Genomic DNA, 16,571 nt, shown 5'->3' on the forward strand with positions numbered 1-16,571 from the left:
CTAGAGCAATGTTGGAGATCTATTTATGAATACTGTGAATATACAAAATACTGAAAATCGAGAAATAACTGAAACTTTAGCTGTTTTAGAAAGGCATCTAAATGCTTTCCGCTTAGGTGATGTAGACTTAACTGTTCAAGATTATGCACCTGATGCCATCATTATCAATGGAACCGATACGGTAATACGTGGTACCGATCAGATTCGAGAAACATTTATAAACGTATATCGGGATTTTTTCCCTGAAGGTACACGTGAAATTAGCATAGAAGAAAAAACAGTCTATGGTGACGTCGCCTATATTCGCTGGTCAGCGCCCAATGCAAAAATGGCCACGGATACGTTGATTGTGAAAAACAATAAAATCGTGGTGCAAACCTTTGCTTGTCATTTCGGTAATGAATCTCAGAAATAAATGCACGTCAGCTGAATTTAAATTAGCGAATACATTATATCTAGACATTCCCAAAATGGATGAAATGCTTCTTATTTTAAGCAATGAGCACAATGCATAAATCTGAGTGACGCTATTTTTTTTCATCCATTCTGCGGAAGATCATCATTTAGGTAAGATTATGCCTCGATCACCCCATATACAGAAATCAACTGATAACCCCTCTGAAACAAAACCTTATACCCTAGCATGGATCAGTATTTTAAGCTTTTTAACCTTGCTCGGCCCTATGTCAATAGATATGTATTTACCTGCATTTCCTGAAATTGCTATAGAGTTTGGTGTGACAACCAGTGTCGTGTCATCATCATTGCCCGCATATTTTTTAGGTTTAGTCATCGGTCAACTTGTTTATGGCCCGATTAGTGATCGATTTGGTCGTAAACCACCGCTATATTTTGGATTAACTTTATTTGTGATTGCATCTGTTTTGTGTATTTTTACCACACAAATAAATCAATTGTTAATGACAAGAGTATTGCAAGCTTTAGGTGGTTGCGTTGGAATGGCAATGGTTCGTGCAGCGATTCGTGATCGATTAACACCTAAACAGTCAGCAAGAGCTTTATCCAGCATGATGCTCATGATGGGGCTGGCACCAATTCTTGCCCCGATATTAGGTGGATGGCTTTTAGTCAATTGGGGATGGCAAAGTATTTTCATTTTCCTTGCCTGTTTTGGTGTCATCAATATTGTTCTTGTGCATTTTTATTTTGAAGAAACACTGAATGAGCATAAAAGAAAATCTCTTCATGTTGGCGATATTTTTATCAATTATTTCCATGTTTGTCGGGACAAAAGTTTTTTAACCCCTACACTTATAGGTAGTTTGTCTTATGCAGCATTCTTTTCTTATATTGCCGCTGCACCAGCGATTTTCATTGATCAATTCCAGATAAAACCTGAAAATTTCGGTTATTATTTCAGTATAAATGCCGCTGGCTTGATTATTTTCTCGCAAATCAATCTTCGTCTGATTGGTCGATTTAGCCTTATAAGAATTTTATTACTCGGTATTCTTATCCAAGTGATGAGTGCGGTTTGGCTATTTATCTCGCCTCGATATGATTTGGTCAGTCTATCCTCAACCATGCTCGGATTGTTTGGTCTTGTCGCAGGTCTTGGATTGGTAAGTGCAAACAGTAATGCATTGGCATTATCTCAACAAGGTCAACGTGCGGGTACTGCAAGTGCACTTCAAGGCGCTATTCAATTCTTAATTTGCTTAATTGTGGTGCCGATCAGTCATAGCTTTAATTTTAATCCACTTATGAATCTATCAATGATTATTATGCTTTGTACAATGCTGGCATTAATCCTCACAATGATATATCAGAAACAGTTCCATACCATTTAAGACATCGCTACTGATATTGTGTACATTGGAATAAACAGGAAATACAAACCTCAAACACTCAAAATCAATTCAGAAAATGAGCGTTTGTAACTATGTATTATCTTTTAAAAATAATTACTTAAGCCTGTAAATTACTTTTCCAATTTAGGAAAACTGACAGGTCTTTTAAGATGTTCATTATCTGAGTGCAATTGATAAACAAGCTTGCTGTTTAATCCTCTAAATTGTCTATGCAGATCTATAAAATGAATCAATATTATTTATGCTTCAAGCTAAAATTATATTAAAGATATACGTCATCACATTCCTTTAAAAAAATACCAAATTTAAACAATTCAGGATCCTGCTGACTACCAAAAAAGTGAATTACGTTCAATCCTTCTGCCTGTCTAAAAACCCGACTTGAACCAAAATCATCGTTACAAATTTCCCATTTAAGTCTTGATTGGATTTCATCAGTCTGAAAGTCAGGGATATACTTTATTGAAGCATTATCAATTTCATTATAAATAAGCAAATTTCTCCCTTCTATTTGAATCTTCTTTAATTCAACAAATTTATTGATCTCATAAGGTAGACCTTGGTTTATTTGTTTTAAAAATACTTTATGTAGATAATCATCAAAAGCCTGATTATCTACAATTTTATAATCTTGGTTGATAATACCCGCATTCAATAATAAAGCTTCAAGGGTTTCTATCGGTTTAAGTTGCGTTTTTGAACCATTAACATCAGCAAAAATATTCAGACTTAACAGTAGTGCAAATAGCAGTAAAAATAATCTCATATGTATCTATCTTTCTTTAATATAAAACCACCCGCAGGTGGTTTAAATGCGACAAACACAATAAAACTCAGTAGCCATTCGCGCTTAACTTAACTCTAAAAGGCTCTGTTTGATTTTTCATCATTTCCTTCATCTCTGCTGTGATCTCAACACCCATCTCTTCAAGCATTAACAAACCAAATTCTGAAGTGCTCTCTGCAAAATTTTTGTTATCAATTAACATTTGAGCAAGCTTTACATTTTTAGGAAAATCAGGGAAAAACTCATTAAAGTCTTTTTTATCTTCAATTCCAAAATAGATAAATCTTCTCCATTCATTAGTTTGAATATCGCGTATAAAAATTATGTCAGCTTTAGTCTGCATACGCTTTTTGAATATTTCATCTTGTGATTGCATAGGCACAACACAAACTTCACCTACACTTGAGATATAATTTAATTTTGGTTTTAAAAATGTAGAATCTATATTTTTATAAGATCCATCTTTGGCTAAATCTTGCTGTAATTTAATGTCTTTTCTGTACTCAGCATCGCTAATCCATTCGCCTGAAGAAAAAGTCTGTCCTTGATGCTTAGGTTTAAGTTTACGATCATATTCAATTTGATCATAATAACTGATCACATCATCAAGTGAACCATTTTTTAGTATTTCTATTTCCTTGTCCCCTTGCTTATTAAAAATTTCATAGCTTTTTTCACACTGTAAGTTCTCTGCAAAGGAGAAACTTGATGCTAAGGTTGTTAAAGCAATAATGAATAATTTTTTCATGAAATACCCTCTTAATATTTTGGGGATAAGATACTCAGGTTGAGATCAGAAATAAACCTTACAAAAAATTTATTTAACACAACACATTAGCTGATTTTTTCAACTTGACCACTAAGCTATTATTTTTAAATAAATTTTAACAACATTCCGACAAAACTATTTTGCATCAAATCTCTTTATGAAGGGTCAATTCTTTATTGCTGCTGTGATTACTGGTTTTAAAAAATTACTAGAAATTTCATATAGAACAAAGCTTTAATCAATATTCTTAGTTCTAATAAAAGTCGTTGCGTCAATTCCACCCGTATAAAAAATACAAAACTTAGCTATGTGCTGTTTTTAATCGGAAAGTTCAAATAAAATCATTAAACATCTTGAATTTGTAACAATTTCAAGATATGGTAATAAAAATCATTGCATATCTCGGTAATATATTTGATAGTTAAGGTTCTTTAAGATTTATCTAAATATTAACTGACTTTATACAACCGAAAACTTTTTCTTAACATTAAAAATCAATTCGTTATGAACATTAAACTTTTTACAGCATTATTCTTGATCATTGCCCTGTCTGCTTGCAATAAAGAGCCTGAGCAGCATGTAACTGCGCAAACAGATCGACCAACCCTCACTGCACAATTTGAACAATCAGATGAAATGATTAGTAAAATCTTGATCAACTTGATGATCCAAATACAACATTGGATGATAAGACCAGAATCGTATGTCAAGATTATCCTAAAGAATACAAATCGAATTACATGCCAAATTTACTTAAATTAAATCCAGAGAACTATACTGAAGCTAAATTACTTTCAGACTTAGATATTGCTTTAAACTATTACAAAGAAAAAGAAAATATTCAGTGTAAAGTTACAAGATAGTGATTTTAGTTAATTAGTTTTTTCTAATGAAATCAACAAAGTAATATTTTATGAATGGCGTTGATACTTTTTTGAATCGTACTTTTAGTCTTTTGTTATAGTCAAAGATAGATATTTGAACGTTGTATTAGCTAAATTTTTTAAAAATACACTGTGAAATTTGTTTTGCCCAAATTTGATAAATTTCCTGACTCGGGTGAAAACCATCACGTGCCATTTGTAAATTTAAAGTTTTAAAATGGGCTAAATCAAAACGAATCAATTGATAATTGATTTTATTTTCGATGAATTGGGCTAACTTCTGATTCATTGCACTCGAATACTGTCCAAACAGCCATCCCAGTGGATTTGGTAATGCTGGAAACAGATTCATTGGGGGAACACCCGTAACTAAAATCATCTTTGGCAAAAACTTAGCTTCAATTTCTGTATAAAGCCCCTTTTGTTGCTGAATCCATTTTTGTGGTGAAATAAGTTTTGTGACATCGTTTACTCCAACCGATGTAATCACAACATCAAACTGCTGATTGTCTAATTGTTTGGTTCTTTGCAAAATTTCTAAGGTGCTATCCCCCGTTTTCGCTTCTAATTGATAAGTGACTTCAAAATTAGAGGCTAATTCATCGAGTAAACACCCCAATAAGGCTTCACGTTGATCTTCAACCCCCACACCTGCGGCAGCAGAGTCACCCAAAATTAAAATAGATAGTGCTTTTCCTTGTCCTATAACACCTTTTCGCAATCCTTGAGGTTCAGCTAATCGAAGTGTATTTTTCTTGACGCGATAACCTTGAAGAATTAATGCTGGAACGAGAGCAATGGTAGAAATTTTTAAAAGCATATTTGGGTACCAATCCAACAAAGCTATCTCAAAATCAGTCAGAGTCAGATATAGTTTGTCGCAATATTAAAATCATAAAGTTCAATGTCGATTTTACTTAATTGTATGGCCAAGTTGCTATTGGGCTAAATCAACAAAATTTAAGGCAAAAGCAAATATAAATGTACCAATAAACTCAAAAACTAAAACCGCATACTTTCTACTTTTGCTCATCAAATAGGCATTATAGGTCCCGATTAAAATGATACCAAGATACATTAACTTTTGAATACCATCGATTTGCATAAGGCATTGTTGAATTTCACAGTGCTTTTCAAAAAAGAAGAGATACAAGATACGCGCAAGAAAAACTAAAAAGCTGGTCAGGAAAAAACCCAATACGATAAACATGTTAAAATTCTCATTATTTTTTTATCCAGTTAGATTTTAAAGCTTTATCTATGCAATGCAATAAAAAAGACCCTTGCTGGGTCTTTTTAAAGCTTAACCAAGTTTATTCACAATTTTTAATGGCAATATTTTCATGGCTAGTCCTATCGGTAACCAAGGCCATTGTGGTACATAAGCTTTAACAGGTTGTTTTTCAATTGCTTTAACCAATAAATGAGAACCTGTTTCAACATCGACCTCAAACGGTAGTTTTTTTGCCCCTTCATTAATTTCAGTACGAATATAACCAGGGAAAATCGTAGAAACTTTAATTTTCGTGTCAATTAACTCAGCACGTATCCCTTCCGCTAAAGCAGCTACACCAGCTTTACTTGCGCCATATGCGGTCAAGTGTTTAGGCATACCACGAAGTGCACTCATAGAAGAAATCACAACCAGATGACCAAACTTTTGCTCACGGAATATTTCAACAGCGGCTTCACACTGTGCCAATGCAGAAATGAAATTGGTTTCTACAGTTGCACGGTTAATCTCAAATTTACCATTGCCAATACGACGACCATCACCAACACCTGCATTGACAATAATACGATCGAGCTTACCAAAGTCCTGCTTAAAAGCTCGAAAGACTTGAAAAACTTGCTCATAGTTGGTCACATCTAAAGTTTTGGCAATTACTTTGATACCATATTTAGACTCCAACTCTTGTTTTAAGCTTTCTAAACGCTCTAAACGACGCGCACAGACGGCTAAGTTATAACCTTTTTGCGCAAATTCTCGTGCCATTCCTGCACCAATTCCAGAACTTGCGCCTGTGATTAAAATGGTTTTTGCCATGACAAATTCCTTAAACTGTTTTTATATTTCTAAAAGTGCGACTTTAAATCCACGTCAATAATTGCGGATCTTCAGCCTTAATAAAATGATGTTCATTCAGACTCAGTAATTGCGGTTCATTTCCCACCAGTCTTAATGTCGTTAAACTGGTATTGGCAATTGCCCAATTCAATGCAAAGGTTTTATTGGCACTTAACTCCAAGAGTTTTCCTGCAACAACTGAAATAACTCCGCCAGAAGTAAATACGATTGCATAGCGAGGTTTGGTTTTCACTAACTCATCACATAAATTCTGTAAAGCCGTTTCTACACGGTTTTTAAAATCTGGCCAAGATTCGTCATACTCATGGTGATATTCACCACCAGTCCAACGGTCAATTGCCCCTTCAAAAATTTTTGCCAAGTAGGCACGTGGACTTTTTTCTTTGGCAACATCTTGTTGAAGTAGATGCGGTTGATTAAAACGCGGATCATATTGAGCAAAAACTTGTTGGTGGTTAAATTCATTCCAATGATGGTCAGTCACAATTTGAGCATCGGAAAAACTTTCAGCCAAAGCAAAACTTGCTGTTTGCTGATGGCGTAACATTGAACCTGCAACCACATAAGGCTCTTCTTTCAAAATTTTATCGAGATATTGCCCCAATAGTTTGGCTTGTAACTCGCCATTGGGTGAAAGTTTGTCATAACTCTCTGCACCAAATGACGCTTGTCCATGACGAACGAGGTAGATTGTGGTCATTTTCCTAAAATTTCCTTAAATTTTTCAAGATATTTCTGTGCAACTTCATTGGCTTCAATTTTTTGTAAACCGATAAGTTTTAATGCACGAATATGTAAGGCATGAATCACAATCCAAAAATCTTTAAAAGCAGGATTATCTGTTTGTTTATGATAGTAACGATAATAAATTTGCTGTGCGATTACAGCTAAACGGAAAATACCAAATACTTCGTAGAATGCCCAATTATCAGGTTTTAATCCGGTTTTTTCTAAATAATATTCAACCACTTCTTTACGGGTAAGCATCCCTTTTAAATGTGTAGGCTGGCGACGGGTTGATTTAAAAATTTGGTTGTCTGTATCTTCCACCCAATAGGCCAAAGCAGAACCTAAATCCATAAGAGGATCACCAATGGTTGCCATTTCCCAATCCAATACACCAATCACTTGGGTTGGTTTTTTAGGGTCAAGAATGACATTATCAAAACGCCAATCATTGTGAATCAAACACGTGTTTGAGTCAGCAGGAATATTTTCATTAAGCCATTTACGTACAAATTTAAAACTCGGCACATTGATGGTGTGCGCCTTTTCATAACGTGCATCCCAACCTTCAACTTGACGACGGCAATACCCATCACCTTTTCCAAGTTTTTCGAGTTCGGTGCCTTGATATGGAACTTGATGTAATTCAATCAGCTTGTCTAAGACATTAATACATAATTCATGCACTTGCTGTTGAGTAAAATTCAGCTCAGGGGGCAGTTTGGCACGCGGAATAATACCTTCAATGCGTCTCATCACATAGAAGTCACAACCAATTACGGATTCATCCTGACACAGCGCGACCATTTCAGGAAGAACTGGGTAGTATGGTGCAAGCCATTTTTGTACATGATATTCACGCGCCATATCATGTGCAGATTTCGCCTTTGTCCCTTTGGGTGGACGACGTAAAATTAAATCAGCATTGTCATATTTTAAACGATAGGTCCAGTTTGAAGCTCCGCCAGAATATTGAGTCACTTCCACATTGCCTGAAATTTCAGATCCATTTTCAATGAGCCAATTTCCGACAGCACGAATGTCCAGCTCCTCGCCTTCACGTATACTTCCACCAATATCAATGACTGACATATTATTTCCCTGAATCTTATGTTTTAAACCATACATCTCTAAAGAATGATACTTTTAACTAAAAACTTCACTTGCTCACTACTTTATATATAACACCTCTAACATAAAGCAGTTATTTTTTATCAGCAAATTGTTATTTTTTACGCGAGCCATAACCTCGTTTTTTTAATTCTAATTTTGCAATCATCCCTTTATGCACTTCATCTGGGCCATCCGCTAAACGTAAACTGCGGGCTTGAGCAAAGAATGCTGTTAAAGGTGTATCTCGTGATACGCCCATGCCACCATGAATTTGAATGGCCATATCAACTACTTTTTCAAGAACTGAAGGTGCAACAACTTTAATGGCTGAAATCTCGGTAAGCGCAGCCATAGTCCCTTGAGTATCCATTTTATACGCCGCATACAGGGTTAACAGTCGTGCTTGATCAATCGCAACACGAGCATCTGCCACACGTTCTAAATTTCCACCTAATTTAAGCACTTCTTTACCAAAAGCAGTTCGACTCATTCCTCGATCAATCATTAATTCTAATGCTTTTTCAGCAGCACCAATGCATCGCATACAATGATGAATACGACCCGGACCTAGACGCCCTTGTGCAATTTCAAACCCTTGTCCAGCACCACCAATAAAATTACTTACAGGTACACGAACTTGATTAAAACTAATTTCGCCGTGACCATGTGGCGCATCATAATCACCAAACACGGGTAACATACGTTCAATGGTCACGCCTTGAGTATCTACAGGCACTAAAACCATGGAATGTTGATGATGACGATCTTTGCTTTCATCAGGCGTATGCGCCATAAAGATAATAATTTTCGCATTTGGATCTCCCAAACCTGAAGACCACCATTTACGACCATTCAATACAATTTCATCACCATCTACCACTGCAGTTGCCTGCATGTTGGTTGCGTCCGATGAAGCAACTGCTGGTTCAGTCATACAGAATACTGAACGGATTTTTCCTTCTAATAACGGCTTAAGCCATTGTTGTTTTTGTTGATCTGAACCATAACGCCATAGCACTTCCATATTGCCACTATCTGGAGCATTACAATTAAATACTGTGGGTGCGATTAAACTACGGCCTGACAGTTCTGCGATATGGGCATATTCCTGTACAGATAAACCTGCACCCAATACTGGGTCTGGTAAAAACATGTTCCAAAGTCCAGCAGCTTTTGCTTTATTTTTCAGGAGTTCAAGTTGTGCTGGCCATTGCCATTTTGTCCAATCACCGCCTTGATTCAAATGATGGACTTCATTCCAAAAATCAGCTTCTACTGGTTCAATTTCATTTTTAATAAAGGCTTGGGTACGTTCTACAAATTCTTGCGCACGTGCTGAAAGTTCAAACATCCTTATCTTCCTGTAAATATATGGATAAATATTTGAATAGTGACTCTTTACTTTACCTTAGCTGAAAACCTATTATGAACCAAATGATTTAATTCAATACCTCACTATGAATATGATTCATAATAAAACCAATCTTGATATGTCGATTTTCAATCATATTGATATTAATTTATACCCGCTTTTTATCACCATTTATGAACAAAGAAATATTTCAAAAGCGGCAAAGATTTTATGCATTACTCAGTCTGCTGCAAGTCATGCTTTACAAAGACTTAGGCTGCATTTGCAAGATGATTTATTTGTTCGCGCTGGGAGTAAAATGCTGCCTACCCCTTTTGCTGAACAGATTTATCCATCTGTACAAAATGCTTTATTTGCTTTTCAAAATATCTCCAAACAAAAACAACAGTTTGATCCCAGTTCAGTACAAACCTTACGCATTGCAATACATGATGAAATTGAACCGATTATTTTTCCTAAATTGATTCATCATTTTCAAAAATTGAATTTAACCATTCAGTTTCTAAGTACCAAGCTTGACCGCAAAAATGTAATTGCTGATTTAGCTGCTCAACAAGTCGATTTTGTCATTGATCTAGAACAAAATTATGGTGATAAAATTAATTATCAAAATTTGGTTCAAGATCATTTTGTGATTTGTTCTCAGCATACAAATATCAATTCTGAACTGTATTTTGCATCACCTCATATCGGTGTTTCTTCACGCCGTACTGGTTTGCTTTTAGAGGATATATATTTAAATCAAGCGCAATTTCGTCGTCAGATTTTTATGCGTTGTCAGCATTATTCAACTGCCCTGCAAGTTTTAGCACAATATCCTGATGCGATGTTAACCATTCCAAAGCAGATACTGGCACATTTACAAGTTGATCAAAGTATCAATATTTTTGAGCATCCTATTGATCTACCTGTATTAAATATGGGAATTTATTGGCACGGTGCGCTAAATGAAAATTCTAGGCATATTTATTTAAGAGAAGAAATTTCTAAAATTTTTGCTTAGGCTATTTTATAAACGATTGGATTTAGCATGCGGTTAAGCCGCTCATTTACTATCATTCCTATTCTTGATGATTTTCTTCATTCTAGTAGGTGAAATTAAGCTACTTAACTATTCCATTCAGCATCAATACATTGAACTCAAATTATAAAAATAAGACATAAAATCCATGTTAACCATGATAGTATACATTTTATGTCATGTTTTGGATGATATTGCTATGAGAACTTCGGCGCATAATTTTATGCTTGATGGTGTGGAAGACATGTTGACTCAAATTGGGACAAATATCAAAAAAGCCCGACTTCGACGTAATATGACCATTCATGATTTGGCCAATCGCATTCATGTAGATAACCGAACGATCTCACGTATGGAAAAAGGTGATCCAAGTACCAGCCTAAAAAATGTGATTTCAGTTTTAGTGATCTTTGGCCTTGAACATACCCTAGGCTCACTCGCGAATCCTGAGTTGGATGAAGTTGGCTTAGCACTCGAAAATCGTAATAGTTCAGTACGTGCAAGATTAAAAAAACAGTCTGTAATTAGTGATGATTTCTGATAGGTAAATGAACATGGATGAAGTTAAAGGATGTTATGTTTTCATAGATACAGGCTCCCAGCCAACAATTGCTGCACACTATTCTTATGAAAAGCCAATTTATCGCTTTCTTTATGGTCAATCATACTTACAACGTGCAGATGCCTTCCCTTTAGATCCACTTAATCTAAGCTTTCAGTCTTATAACAAACCATATGAAACTATTTCTAAAGATGGTTTTGGTGTACTTGCAGATGCAACACCAGACAATTGGGGTAAACGCTTAACCAATGCCTTACACCGTAGAACACCATTAAATCAATTGGAATGGTTACTCGCTTCACAAGGAAATTCAGTAGGCTGTATTGTTGGAAGCTTGTCTAAATCGCATATAAAAAACAATTCAAATATCATTCAATATGAAGAATTAGAAACTTTTATACAAATTACTGAACTCATCGAAAAAAAACGAGATCCGTTTGAGATGAAACTTGAGCAACTCGAATTAAATAAGCTGTTATATAACGGGGCTTCAATGGGCGGAGCCAGACCCAAAACCCTTGTGATGTATAAGAATAAGGAATGGATTGCCAAATTTAATAAAAGTGATGATTTGTTTGATACCTGTAAAGTTGAATATGCTTCGCTGAATATGGCACGAGACATGGGGCTCAATACATGTAATGCTGAACTAACAGAATGTGCCGGTCGCCCTATTCTCTTAGTTGAACGCTTTGATCGAAATTGCCCTGAACGTAAAAAACACTATATCAGTGCCAATAGTTTGCTCAATATTCAGAAAATTCGTATAGATGATCCTAAAATGTCCTATATGAGTATTGCCAAAGTCTGTAGTCAGATTTGTTTTGATGCTATCAGTAATCAAAAAGAACTCTATAAGCGGATGGTGCTGAATGTCATGATTAGCAATACTGACGATCATTTAAAAAATCATGGTTTTTTAATGTATGACATGAAAAAGCAACATTATGCCCTAAGCCCGCTTTTTGATGTTTTACCTCATGGTATGCCAAGCTCATTTCCAAATGAACATGCTCTGGTTTTAGGCAATGATGGACGGTTTGGAAGCTATGACAACCTTATCAGTCGTAGCAATGCCTTTGGACTAAACCTAGATCAAGCCAGAGCATGTATTAAGGATGTCCGTGATGTTCTCGAAAATAGAGAAAAATACTTGTTAGATGCGGGTCTTAAACCCACAGAAATTCGTCAATTAGAACCCTATTTCTTTCTAGATATACTCAAAAACTAAAATTCAACAATGCCAGCCATTTATATATTATGGATAATGAATCGGTATTTAACCATTCATCTTGGCAAGAAAATGATCCAAACATGACATAAAATCCAGTTTAAATTAGATAAAGTACTTTTTATGTCATTATAAAAGATAAAATCCAATTGCATTCCTATAATCTTGCTTAGGCTATTTTATTATTTTAAGATTATTTTCATTGTTGCCATTACTGTGATTCATATTTTTATTTCAGTCTATTATCTCAATAGTTAATGAAAAACAAAAAATGAGGAACTGCGTTCCTCATTTTTACTTTAGCAAAACCTTAGTAGGCCAACTGAATCAACATTCTAAAAAAACCAGCAATAAGTGCCAATGTTAGAAATCCACCTAGCCATAACACGACAAACCATTGCGTTTGAGATAGTTTCATACTTGCTTACCTCATTTAAACCTTTAAATTTTTTACCCTACTGCATGTTTAATCTTACTTAGGCTATTTTTTACTCAAGCCAAAAGATTAAACATGCTACTTTTAAGTTTAGTGATAACCTTCATCACCAATTCGAACTTTGTCTCGGAACACCCAATATGAAAGCCCGGTATAGATCAAAATAATTGGAATTAAAATCAATGCACCAATTAAAGCAAACAATTGACTGCTCTGTGGCGCAGCAGCTTCCCAGATAGTCACTGATGGCGGAATCACATAAGGCCACAAACTGATGATAAACCCAGTATAAGCAAGGAAAACCAAAGCCAAGGTATAAAGGAATGGGCTTAGTTCATAACGCTTTTTACATGCGCGAAGTACTAGGAAAGTAAACAGCACCACCAATATTGGTACGGGACTAAAATACATCAATTGTGGTTGGCTAAACCAGCGTGCTGCAATTTCAGGATGCGCCATCGGGGTATAAATACTGACTGCGCCAAAGATGACAAACAAAGCAACGATTAATTTAGGCATCAACTGATACATACGATCTTGTAAATCAAGTTCAGTTTTAAAAATTAACCACCCACAACCCAATGCTGCGTAAAGCACAACAACACCAATACCTGTAAACACAGTAAACGGCGATAACCAGTCTAAACCACCACCTGCATACATATGATTTTCAACTTTGATTCCTTGGATATATGCACCAAGAATCATCCCTTGGAAAAAGCTGGCAAGAATTGAACCACCAATAAATGCTTTGTCCCATAAATGCTTGGTTCGATTGGCTTTAAAACGAAACTCAAAAGCCACACCTCGGAAAATTAAAGCAATCACCATAAGGATAACTGGCATATATAACGCGGATAATACAGTGGCATAGACCATTGGAAACGCCGCATATAATGCTGCACCGCCCAGTACCATCCAGGTTTCATTACCATCCCAAACAGGTGCAACGGTGTTCATCATCACATCACGTTCGTGTTGATCCTTAACAAAGGGAAATAAAATCCCAATCCCTAAATCAAAACCATCTAGTACCACATAAATGAATACACCAATGGCGATAATAACAATCCAAATCAGAGATAAATCAATCATTATTTACGCTCCTGTTCATTGGAATCAACGCTATCTTCAACACTCGTCAATGGACGTTTAGAGGCCAAAATAACCGCTTCTTCACTATGCGCTACACTTTCTGGTGTGGCGTAGATAAATTGTGGACCTTTGTGCATCAATTTCAACATATAGTAAATGCCGATGCCAAATACGATGCAATACACCACAACGAAAATAATCAAAGTGAGACCGACTTGTTCCGCCGAAACTGGAGATAAAGCATCTTTGGTTCGCATCACTCCATATACCACCCACGGTTGACGACCAACTTCTGTGGTAAACCAGCCTGCAAGCAAGGCAATAAATCCTGAAGGTCCCATAGCAAAAGCAAAACGGTGTAACCATTTGTTTTCATAAAGCTTGCCGCCTTTGCGTAAAAACAATGCCATCACGGCAAGTAGAATCATCAGCATGCCCATTCCAACCATGATTCTAAAACTCCAGAATACCACGGTAGAATTAGGACGATCTTCAGGTGCAAACTCTTTTAAGCCTTTTACCTCACCATCCAGCGTATGGGTCATGATTAAGCTGCCAAGATTTGGAATACCGATAGCATATTTGGTTTCTTCTGCCTGCATATCAGGAATACCAAACAGATATAGCGGCATGCCCTCACCTTTGTTGGTTTCCCAATGCCCTTCAATCGCTGCAAGTTTAGCAGGCTGATGTTTTAAGGTATTTAGACCGTGATTATCACCAATCAGAACCTGTAATGGTGCAAGGACCAGAATCATCCACAATGCCATAGAAAACGATTTTTTGATTAATGCGTCACGGCGTCCTTTTAATAAATGCCAAGCAGCAGTTGCAGCCACTAGCAAGGCTGAAACAAGGAATGCTGCTGCAGCCATATGGGCTAAACGGTAAGGAAATGAGGGGTTAAACACAATTGCAAACCAATCTTGCGGCACGATAATCCCATTTTCGATGCTAAAGCCTTGTGGTGTTTGCATCCAACTGTTTGAAGATAAAATCCAAAACATTGAAATACAGGTACCAATGGCCACCATAGCCGTTGCAAAGAAATGCGCCCGAGGACCTACCCGTCCCCAACCAAAGAGCATAATGCCAAGGAAACCAGCTTCTAAGAAAAATGCACTCAGCACTTCATAAGCCAGTAATGGACCAGTTACCGAGCCTGCAACACGTGAAAATTCACTCCAGTTTGTTCCAAACTGATAACTCATCACCACACCAGAAACCACGCCCATCCCAAAAGCGACAGCAAAAATTTTCACCCAGAATTTAAATAAATCTTGGTAAACAGGATTTTGAGTTTTTAGCCAGCGCCATTCAAGCACAGCTAAAAAGCTTGCAAGCCCGATAGAAATTGAAGGAAAAATAATATGGAAAGAAACAGTAAAAGCAAACTGAATACGCGCCAATTCTAAAGCAGTTAATCCTAGATCCATGACATCACCTTATTCATTGGTAAAGTTGGTAAAGATTGAGTTTTGAATACATTGATAAACATTTTTTGTTGTACAAACTCAGCATACGCCTGAACATTCAGTACAATCTGTTGTTTTCTTTTTGCTGTATTTTTAAACAATACTAAAAATAGCATGCAAAGGCTGCTTTCCTGCAAATCGAGGAAATTTTGAAAAATCATGATCATTCTCTACACAATAAATTCGAAATACGATCGCATGGCTTTAAAGCATTTATTTAAAAATGCTAAACCTATGGATCGGTGAATGTGTTATGCAAAGACTACAGGTGGGGCTCGCCCTTGAGGAATCAGAAACAGGCGTTGTAATTGAAAATAGACATGCTGAAAGTTTTCAACATAGGCCATTAAACGTACTTGGATACGCACTAAAATTTCTTTTACGCCAATTTCTGGTGGCATCACTAAATTGCCATATACCACACAATACTGACATTGATGGTTAATGTCATGATGATCATGACCTGAGCTGCTTGCTTGCTGGGCTTGATCTAAATGCAAATAGTGATGAATAAAACTAGATTCTTGCTCATGATGAAGATGTGCATGTGTTGGTCGCAATAAAGCTTGAGTGATGTCTTCACAGACCGGAGCAATTTGATACTGCTCAGGTAATAACGGCTGTAAAAAAACCGCAAGCTGTAAAAATACTGTCGCAAATGCCAGCAACAGACCACTGCTTCTTAACACAATTGATTGCTCATATTGAGAGAGATAGAAAAAAGTATAAGTTTGCTTTTAACTGTAGATCTTTAACTTGAAATAAAGAATCAACTGCATAAAAACCAAGCATATTACTCAACTTTTCTAGCTTTACTATAGTACATTTAAATTTTAAATCAAAGCCTCTTTAGCACTTTTTTGGAAATCGTTTTCTTTTTTAATGATTTGTTTGTTATATAGCAATCATCAATAAAACTTAAAAAGCATCCATCGTCGCCTCAGCTTTTAGTGAGTAAATAGCACCAGCTCAATTTTCCAGCTAAATTCAATTGAAAAGCTGATATCCAACGACTAAATCTGCAACGATATTCTAGGGGTGTTAAGCTAGTTTTCTTTCTAAACAATCTGCGAAATGAACTTGGGTCTAGATAACCGACACTTTGTATAATTAGATCAATGGATTGATTAGCATTTTCAACAGCAAAGCTTCTTGGCTAAGCAAGCCAAGAAGCTAGAA

At 36.1% G+C, this 16,571-nt stretch carries 18 protein-coding genes and 2 pseudogenes; 6 read left to right on the forward strand and 14 right to left on the reverse strand.

Features of this window, described 5'->3' with window-relative positions; all coding sequences use genetic code 11:
* The first annotated feature begins 25 nt into the window (after nucleotides 1-25).
* Together FHR28_RS09980 and FHR28_RS09985 are read left to right on the forward strand one after the other, a co-directional pair.
* Nucleotides 26-415: a YybH family protein gene (locus FHR28_RS09980; protein WP_105712659.1), complete on the forward strand. Its 390-nt coding sequence runs from the start codon at nucleotides 26-28 to the stop codon at nucleotides 413-415.
* Nucleotides 416-575: 160 nt separating this feature from the next.
* Nucleotides 576-1,811: a Bcr/CflA family multidrug efflux MFS transporter gene (locus FHR28_RS09985; protein ID WP_166782511.1), complete on the forward strand. Its 1,236-nt coding sequence runs from the start codon at nucleotides 576-578 to the stop codon at nucleotides 1,809-1,811.
* A 283-nt stretch (nucleotides 1,812-2,094) separates the two neighbouring features.
* Here FHR28_RS09985 and FHR28_RS09990 read toward each other — a convergent pair whose 3' ends face one another.
* A complete protein-coding gene (locus tag FHR28_RS09990; protein WP_105712661.1) occupies nucleotides 2,095-2,598 on the reverse strand; it encodes a hypothetical protein in 504 nt (167 codons plus the stop codon).
* Between the two features lie 67 nt (nucleotides 2,599-2,665).
* On the reverse strand, nucleotides 2,666-3,367 hold the full coding sequence (locus tag FHR28_RS09995; RefSeq protein WP_166782512.1) for a hypothetical protein: 702 nt from the start codon (nucleotides 3,365-3,367) through the stop codon (nucleotides 2,666-2,668).
* Between the two features lie 525 nt (nucleotides 3,368-3,892).
* Between FHR28_RS09995 and FHR28_RS10000 the strand changes: the two are divergent.
* A pseudogene (locus tag FHR28_RS10000) lies at nucleotides 3,893-4,251 on the forward strand (hypothetical protein).
* A gap of 127 nt (nucleotides 4,252-4,378) precedes the next feature.
* Here FHR28_RS10000 and FHR28_RS10005 read toward each other — a convergent pair.
* From FHR28_RS10005 to FHR28_RS10030, 6 genes are all read right to left on the reverse strand, one after another.
* Nucleotides 4,379-5,092 (reverse strand): SGNH/GDSL hydrolase family protein, encoded by a 714-nt coding sequence (locus tag FHR28_RS10005; protein ID WP_166782513.1) that lies wholly within the window; start codon nucleotides 5,090-5,092, stop codon nucleotides 4,379-4,381.
* A gap of 117 nt (nucleotides 5,093-5,209) precedes the next feature.
* Entirely contained in the window at nucleotides 5,210-5,482 is a 273-nt protein-coding gene (locus FHR28_RS10010; protein ID WP_166782514.1) for a hypothetical protein, read from the reverse strand.
* A 93-nt stretch (nucleotides 5,483-5,575) separates the two neighbouring features.
* Nucleotides 5,576-6,319 (reverse strand): SDR family oxidoreductase, encoded by a 744-nt coding sequence (locus FHR28_RS10015; RefSeq protein WP_004720558.1) that lies wholly within the window; start codon nucleotides 6,317-6,319, stop codon nucleotides 5,576-5,578.
* A 43-nt stretch (nucleotides 6,320-6,362) separates the two neighbouring features.
* Nucleotides 6,363-7,061: a histidine phosphatase family protein gene (locus tag FHR28_RS10020; RefSeq protein ID WP_004720559.1), complete on the reverse strand. Its 699-nt coding sequence runs from the start codon at nucleotides 7,059-7,061 to the stop codon at nucleotides 6,363-6,365.
* Nucleotides 7,058-8,179: a phosphotransferase family protein gene (locus tag FHR28_RS10025; protein ID WP_166782515.1), complete on the reverse strand. Its 1,122-nt coding sequence runs from the start codon at nucleotides 8,177-8,179 to the stop codon at nucleotides 7,058-7,060. Before FHR28_RS10025 ends, FHR28_RS10020 begins: the two co-directional genes overlap by 4 nt.
* 133 nt (nucleotides 8,180-8,312) lie before the next feature.
* Entirely contained in the window at nucleotides 8,313-9,551 is a 1,239-nt protein-coding gene (locus FHR28_RS10030; RefSeq protein WP_056511065.1) for an acyl-CoA dehydrogenase family protein, read from the reverse strand.
* Nucleotides 9,552-9,657: 106 nt separating this feature from the next.
* Here FHR28_RS10030 and FHR28_RS10035 point away from each other — a divergent pair, with 106 nt between their 5' ends.
* From FHR28_RS10035 to FHR28_RS10045, 3 genes are all read left to right on the forward strand, one after another.
* Nucleotides 9,658-10,575, forward strand: coding sequence for a LysR family transcriptional regulator (locus FHR28_RS10035; RefSeq protein WP_004821458.1), 918 nt, complete (start codon nucleotides 9,658-9,660; stop codon nucleotides 10,573-10,575).
* Nucleotides 10,576-10,792: 217 nt separating this feature from the next.
* Entirely contained in the window at nucleotides 10,793-11,134 is a 342-nt protein-coding gene (locus tag FHR28_RS10040; protein ID WP_051065603.1) for a helix-turn-helix transcriptional regulator, read from the forward strand.
* Between the two features lie 13 nt (nucleotides 11,135-11,147).
* On the forward strand, nucleotides 11,148-12,386 hold the full coding sequence (locus FHR28_RS10045; protein ID WP_004720569.1) for a type II toxin-antitoxin system HipA family toxin: 1,239 nt from the start codon (nucleotides 11,148-11,150) through the stop codon (nucleotides 12,384-12,386).
* Nucleotides 12,387-12,696: 310 nt separating this feature from the next.
* On the opposite strand, the gene FHR28_RS10050 is transcribed toward FHR28_RS10045, so the two are convergent.
* The 6 genes and pseudogenes from FHR28_RS10050 to FHR28_RS10075 form a co-directional block, all read right to left on the reverse strand.
* Nucleotides 12,697-12,804, reverse strand: coding sequence for a hypothetical protein (locus tag FHR28_RS10050; RefSeq protein WP_004720571.1), 108 nt, complete (start codon nucleotides 12,802-12,804; stop codon nucleotides 12,697-12,699).
* A gap of 108 nt (nucleotides 12,805-12,912) precedes the next feature.
* Nucleotides 12,913-13,917: a cytochrome d ubiquinol oxidase subunit II gene (cydB, locus tag FHR28_RS10055; RefSeq protein ID WP_004821432.1), complete on the reverse strand. Its 1,005-nt coding sequence runs from the start codon at nucleotides 13,915-13,917 to the stop codon at nucleotides 12,913-12,915.
* Nucleotides 13,917-15,353: a cytochrome ubiquinol oxidase subunit I gene (locus tag FHR28_RS10060; protein ID WP_004720575.1), complete on the reverse strand. Its 1,437-nt coding sequence runs from the start codon at nucleotides 15,351-15,353 to the stop codon at nucleotides 13,917-13,919. Before FHR28_RS10060 ends, cydB begins: the two co-directional genes overlap by 1 nt.
* The gene (locus FHR28_RS10065) at nucleotides 15,344-15,508 is read right to left on the reverse strand and encodes a hypothetical protein (protein ID WP_228128948.1); all 165 of its coding nucleotides are present in this window, start codon (nucleotides 15,506-15,508) and stop codon (nucleotides 15,344-15,346) included. Before FHR28_RS10065 ends, FHR28_RS10060 begins: the two co-directional genes overlap by 10 nt.
* A gap of 135 nt (nucleotides 15,509-15,643) precedes the next feature.
* Nucleotides 15,644-16,081: a DUF2946 domain-containing protein gene (locus FHR28_RS10070; RefSeq protein ID WP_105712668.1), complete on the reverse strand. Its 438-nt coding sequence runs from the start codon at nucleotides 16,079-16,081 to the stop codon at nucleotides 15,644-15,646.
* Nucleotides 16,082-16,332: 251 nt separating this feature from the next.
* Nucleotides 16,333-16,512, reverse strand: a pseudogene (locus FHR28_RS10075) (AraC family transcriptional regulator); the annotation flags it as partial.
* Nucleotides 16,513-16,571: the final 59 nt, after the last annotated feature.

The sequence above is a fragment of the Acinetobacter sp. BIGb0196 genome (genome assembly GCF_011759595.1).
GTDB classification, from domain to species: Bacteria; Pseudomonadota; Gammaproteobacteria; order Pseudomonadales; family Moraxellaceae; genus Acinetobacter; species Acinetobacter guillouiae.

Bases quoted from the DNA above. Each gene is read 5' to 3' on its own strand.
- FHR28_RS09980 (WP_105712659.1), top strand. From the start codon at position 26: ATGAATACTGTGAATATACAAAATACTGAAAATCGAGAAATAACTGAA.
- FHR28_RS09985 (WP_166782511.1), top strand. From the start codon at position 576: ATGCCTCGATCACCCCATATACAGAAATCAACTGATAACCCCTCTGAA.
- FHR28_RS09990 (WP_105712661.1), bottom strand. From the start codon at position 2,598: ATGAGATTATTTTTACTGCTATTTGCACTACTGTTAAGTCTGAATATT.
- FHR28_RS09995 (WP_166782512.1), bottom strand. From the start codon at position 3,367: ATGAAAAAATTATTCATTATTGCTTTAACAACCTTAGCATCAAGTTTC.
- FHR28_RS10005 (WP_166782513.1), bottom strand. From the start codon at position 5,092: ATGCTTTTAAAAATTTCTACCATTGCTCTCGTTCCAGCATTAATTCTT.
- FHR28_RS10010 (WP_166782514.1), bottom strand. From the start codon at position 5,482: ATGTTTATCGTATTGGGTTTTTTCCTGACCAGCTTTTTAGTTTTTCTT.
- FHR28_RS10015 (WP_004720558.1), bottom strand. From the start codon at position 6,319: ATGGCAAAAACCATTTTAATCACAGGCGCAAGTTCTGGAATTGGTGCA.
- FHR28_RS10020 (WP_004720559.1), bottom strand. From the start codon at position 7,061: ATGACCACAATCTACCTCGTTCGTCATGGACAAGCGTCATTTGGTGCA.
- FHR28_RS10025 (WP_166782515.1), bottom strand. From the start codon at position 8,179: ATGTCAGTCATTGATATTGGTGGAAGTATACGTGAAGGCGAGGAGCTG.
- FHR28_RS10030 (WP_056511065.1), bottom strand. From the start codon at position 9,551: ATGTTTGAACTTTCAGCACGTGCGCAAGAATTTGTAGAACGTACCCAA.
- FHR28_RS10035 (WP_004821458.1), top strand. From the start codon at position 9,658: ATGAATATGATTCATAATAAAACCAATCTTGATATGTCGATTTTCAAT.
- FHR28_RS10040 (WP_051065603.1), top strand. From the start codon at position 10,793: ATGAGAACTTCGGCGCATAATTTTATGCTTGATGGTGTGGAAGACATG.
- FHR28_RS10045 (WP_004720569.1), top strand. From the start codon at position 11,148: ATGGATGAAGTTAAAGGATGTTATGTTTTCATAGATACAGGCTCCCAG.
- FHR28_RS10050 (WP_004720571.1), bottom strand. From the start codon at position 12,804: ATGAAACTATCTCAAACGCAATGGTTTGTCGTGTTATGGCTAGGTGGA.
- cydB (WP_004821432.1), bottom strand. From the start codon at position 13,917: ATGATTGATTTATCTCTGATTTGGATTGTTATTATCGCCATTGGTGTA.
- FHR28_RS10060 (WP_004720575.1), bottom strand. From the start codon at position 15,353: ATGGATCTAGGATTAACTGCTTTAGAATTGGCGCGTATTCAGTTTGCT.
- FHR28_RS10065 (WP_228128948.1), bottom strand. From the start codon at position 15,508: ATGCTATTTTTAGTATTGTTTAAAAATACAGCAAAAAGAAAACAACAG.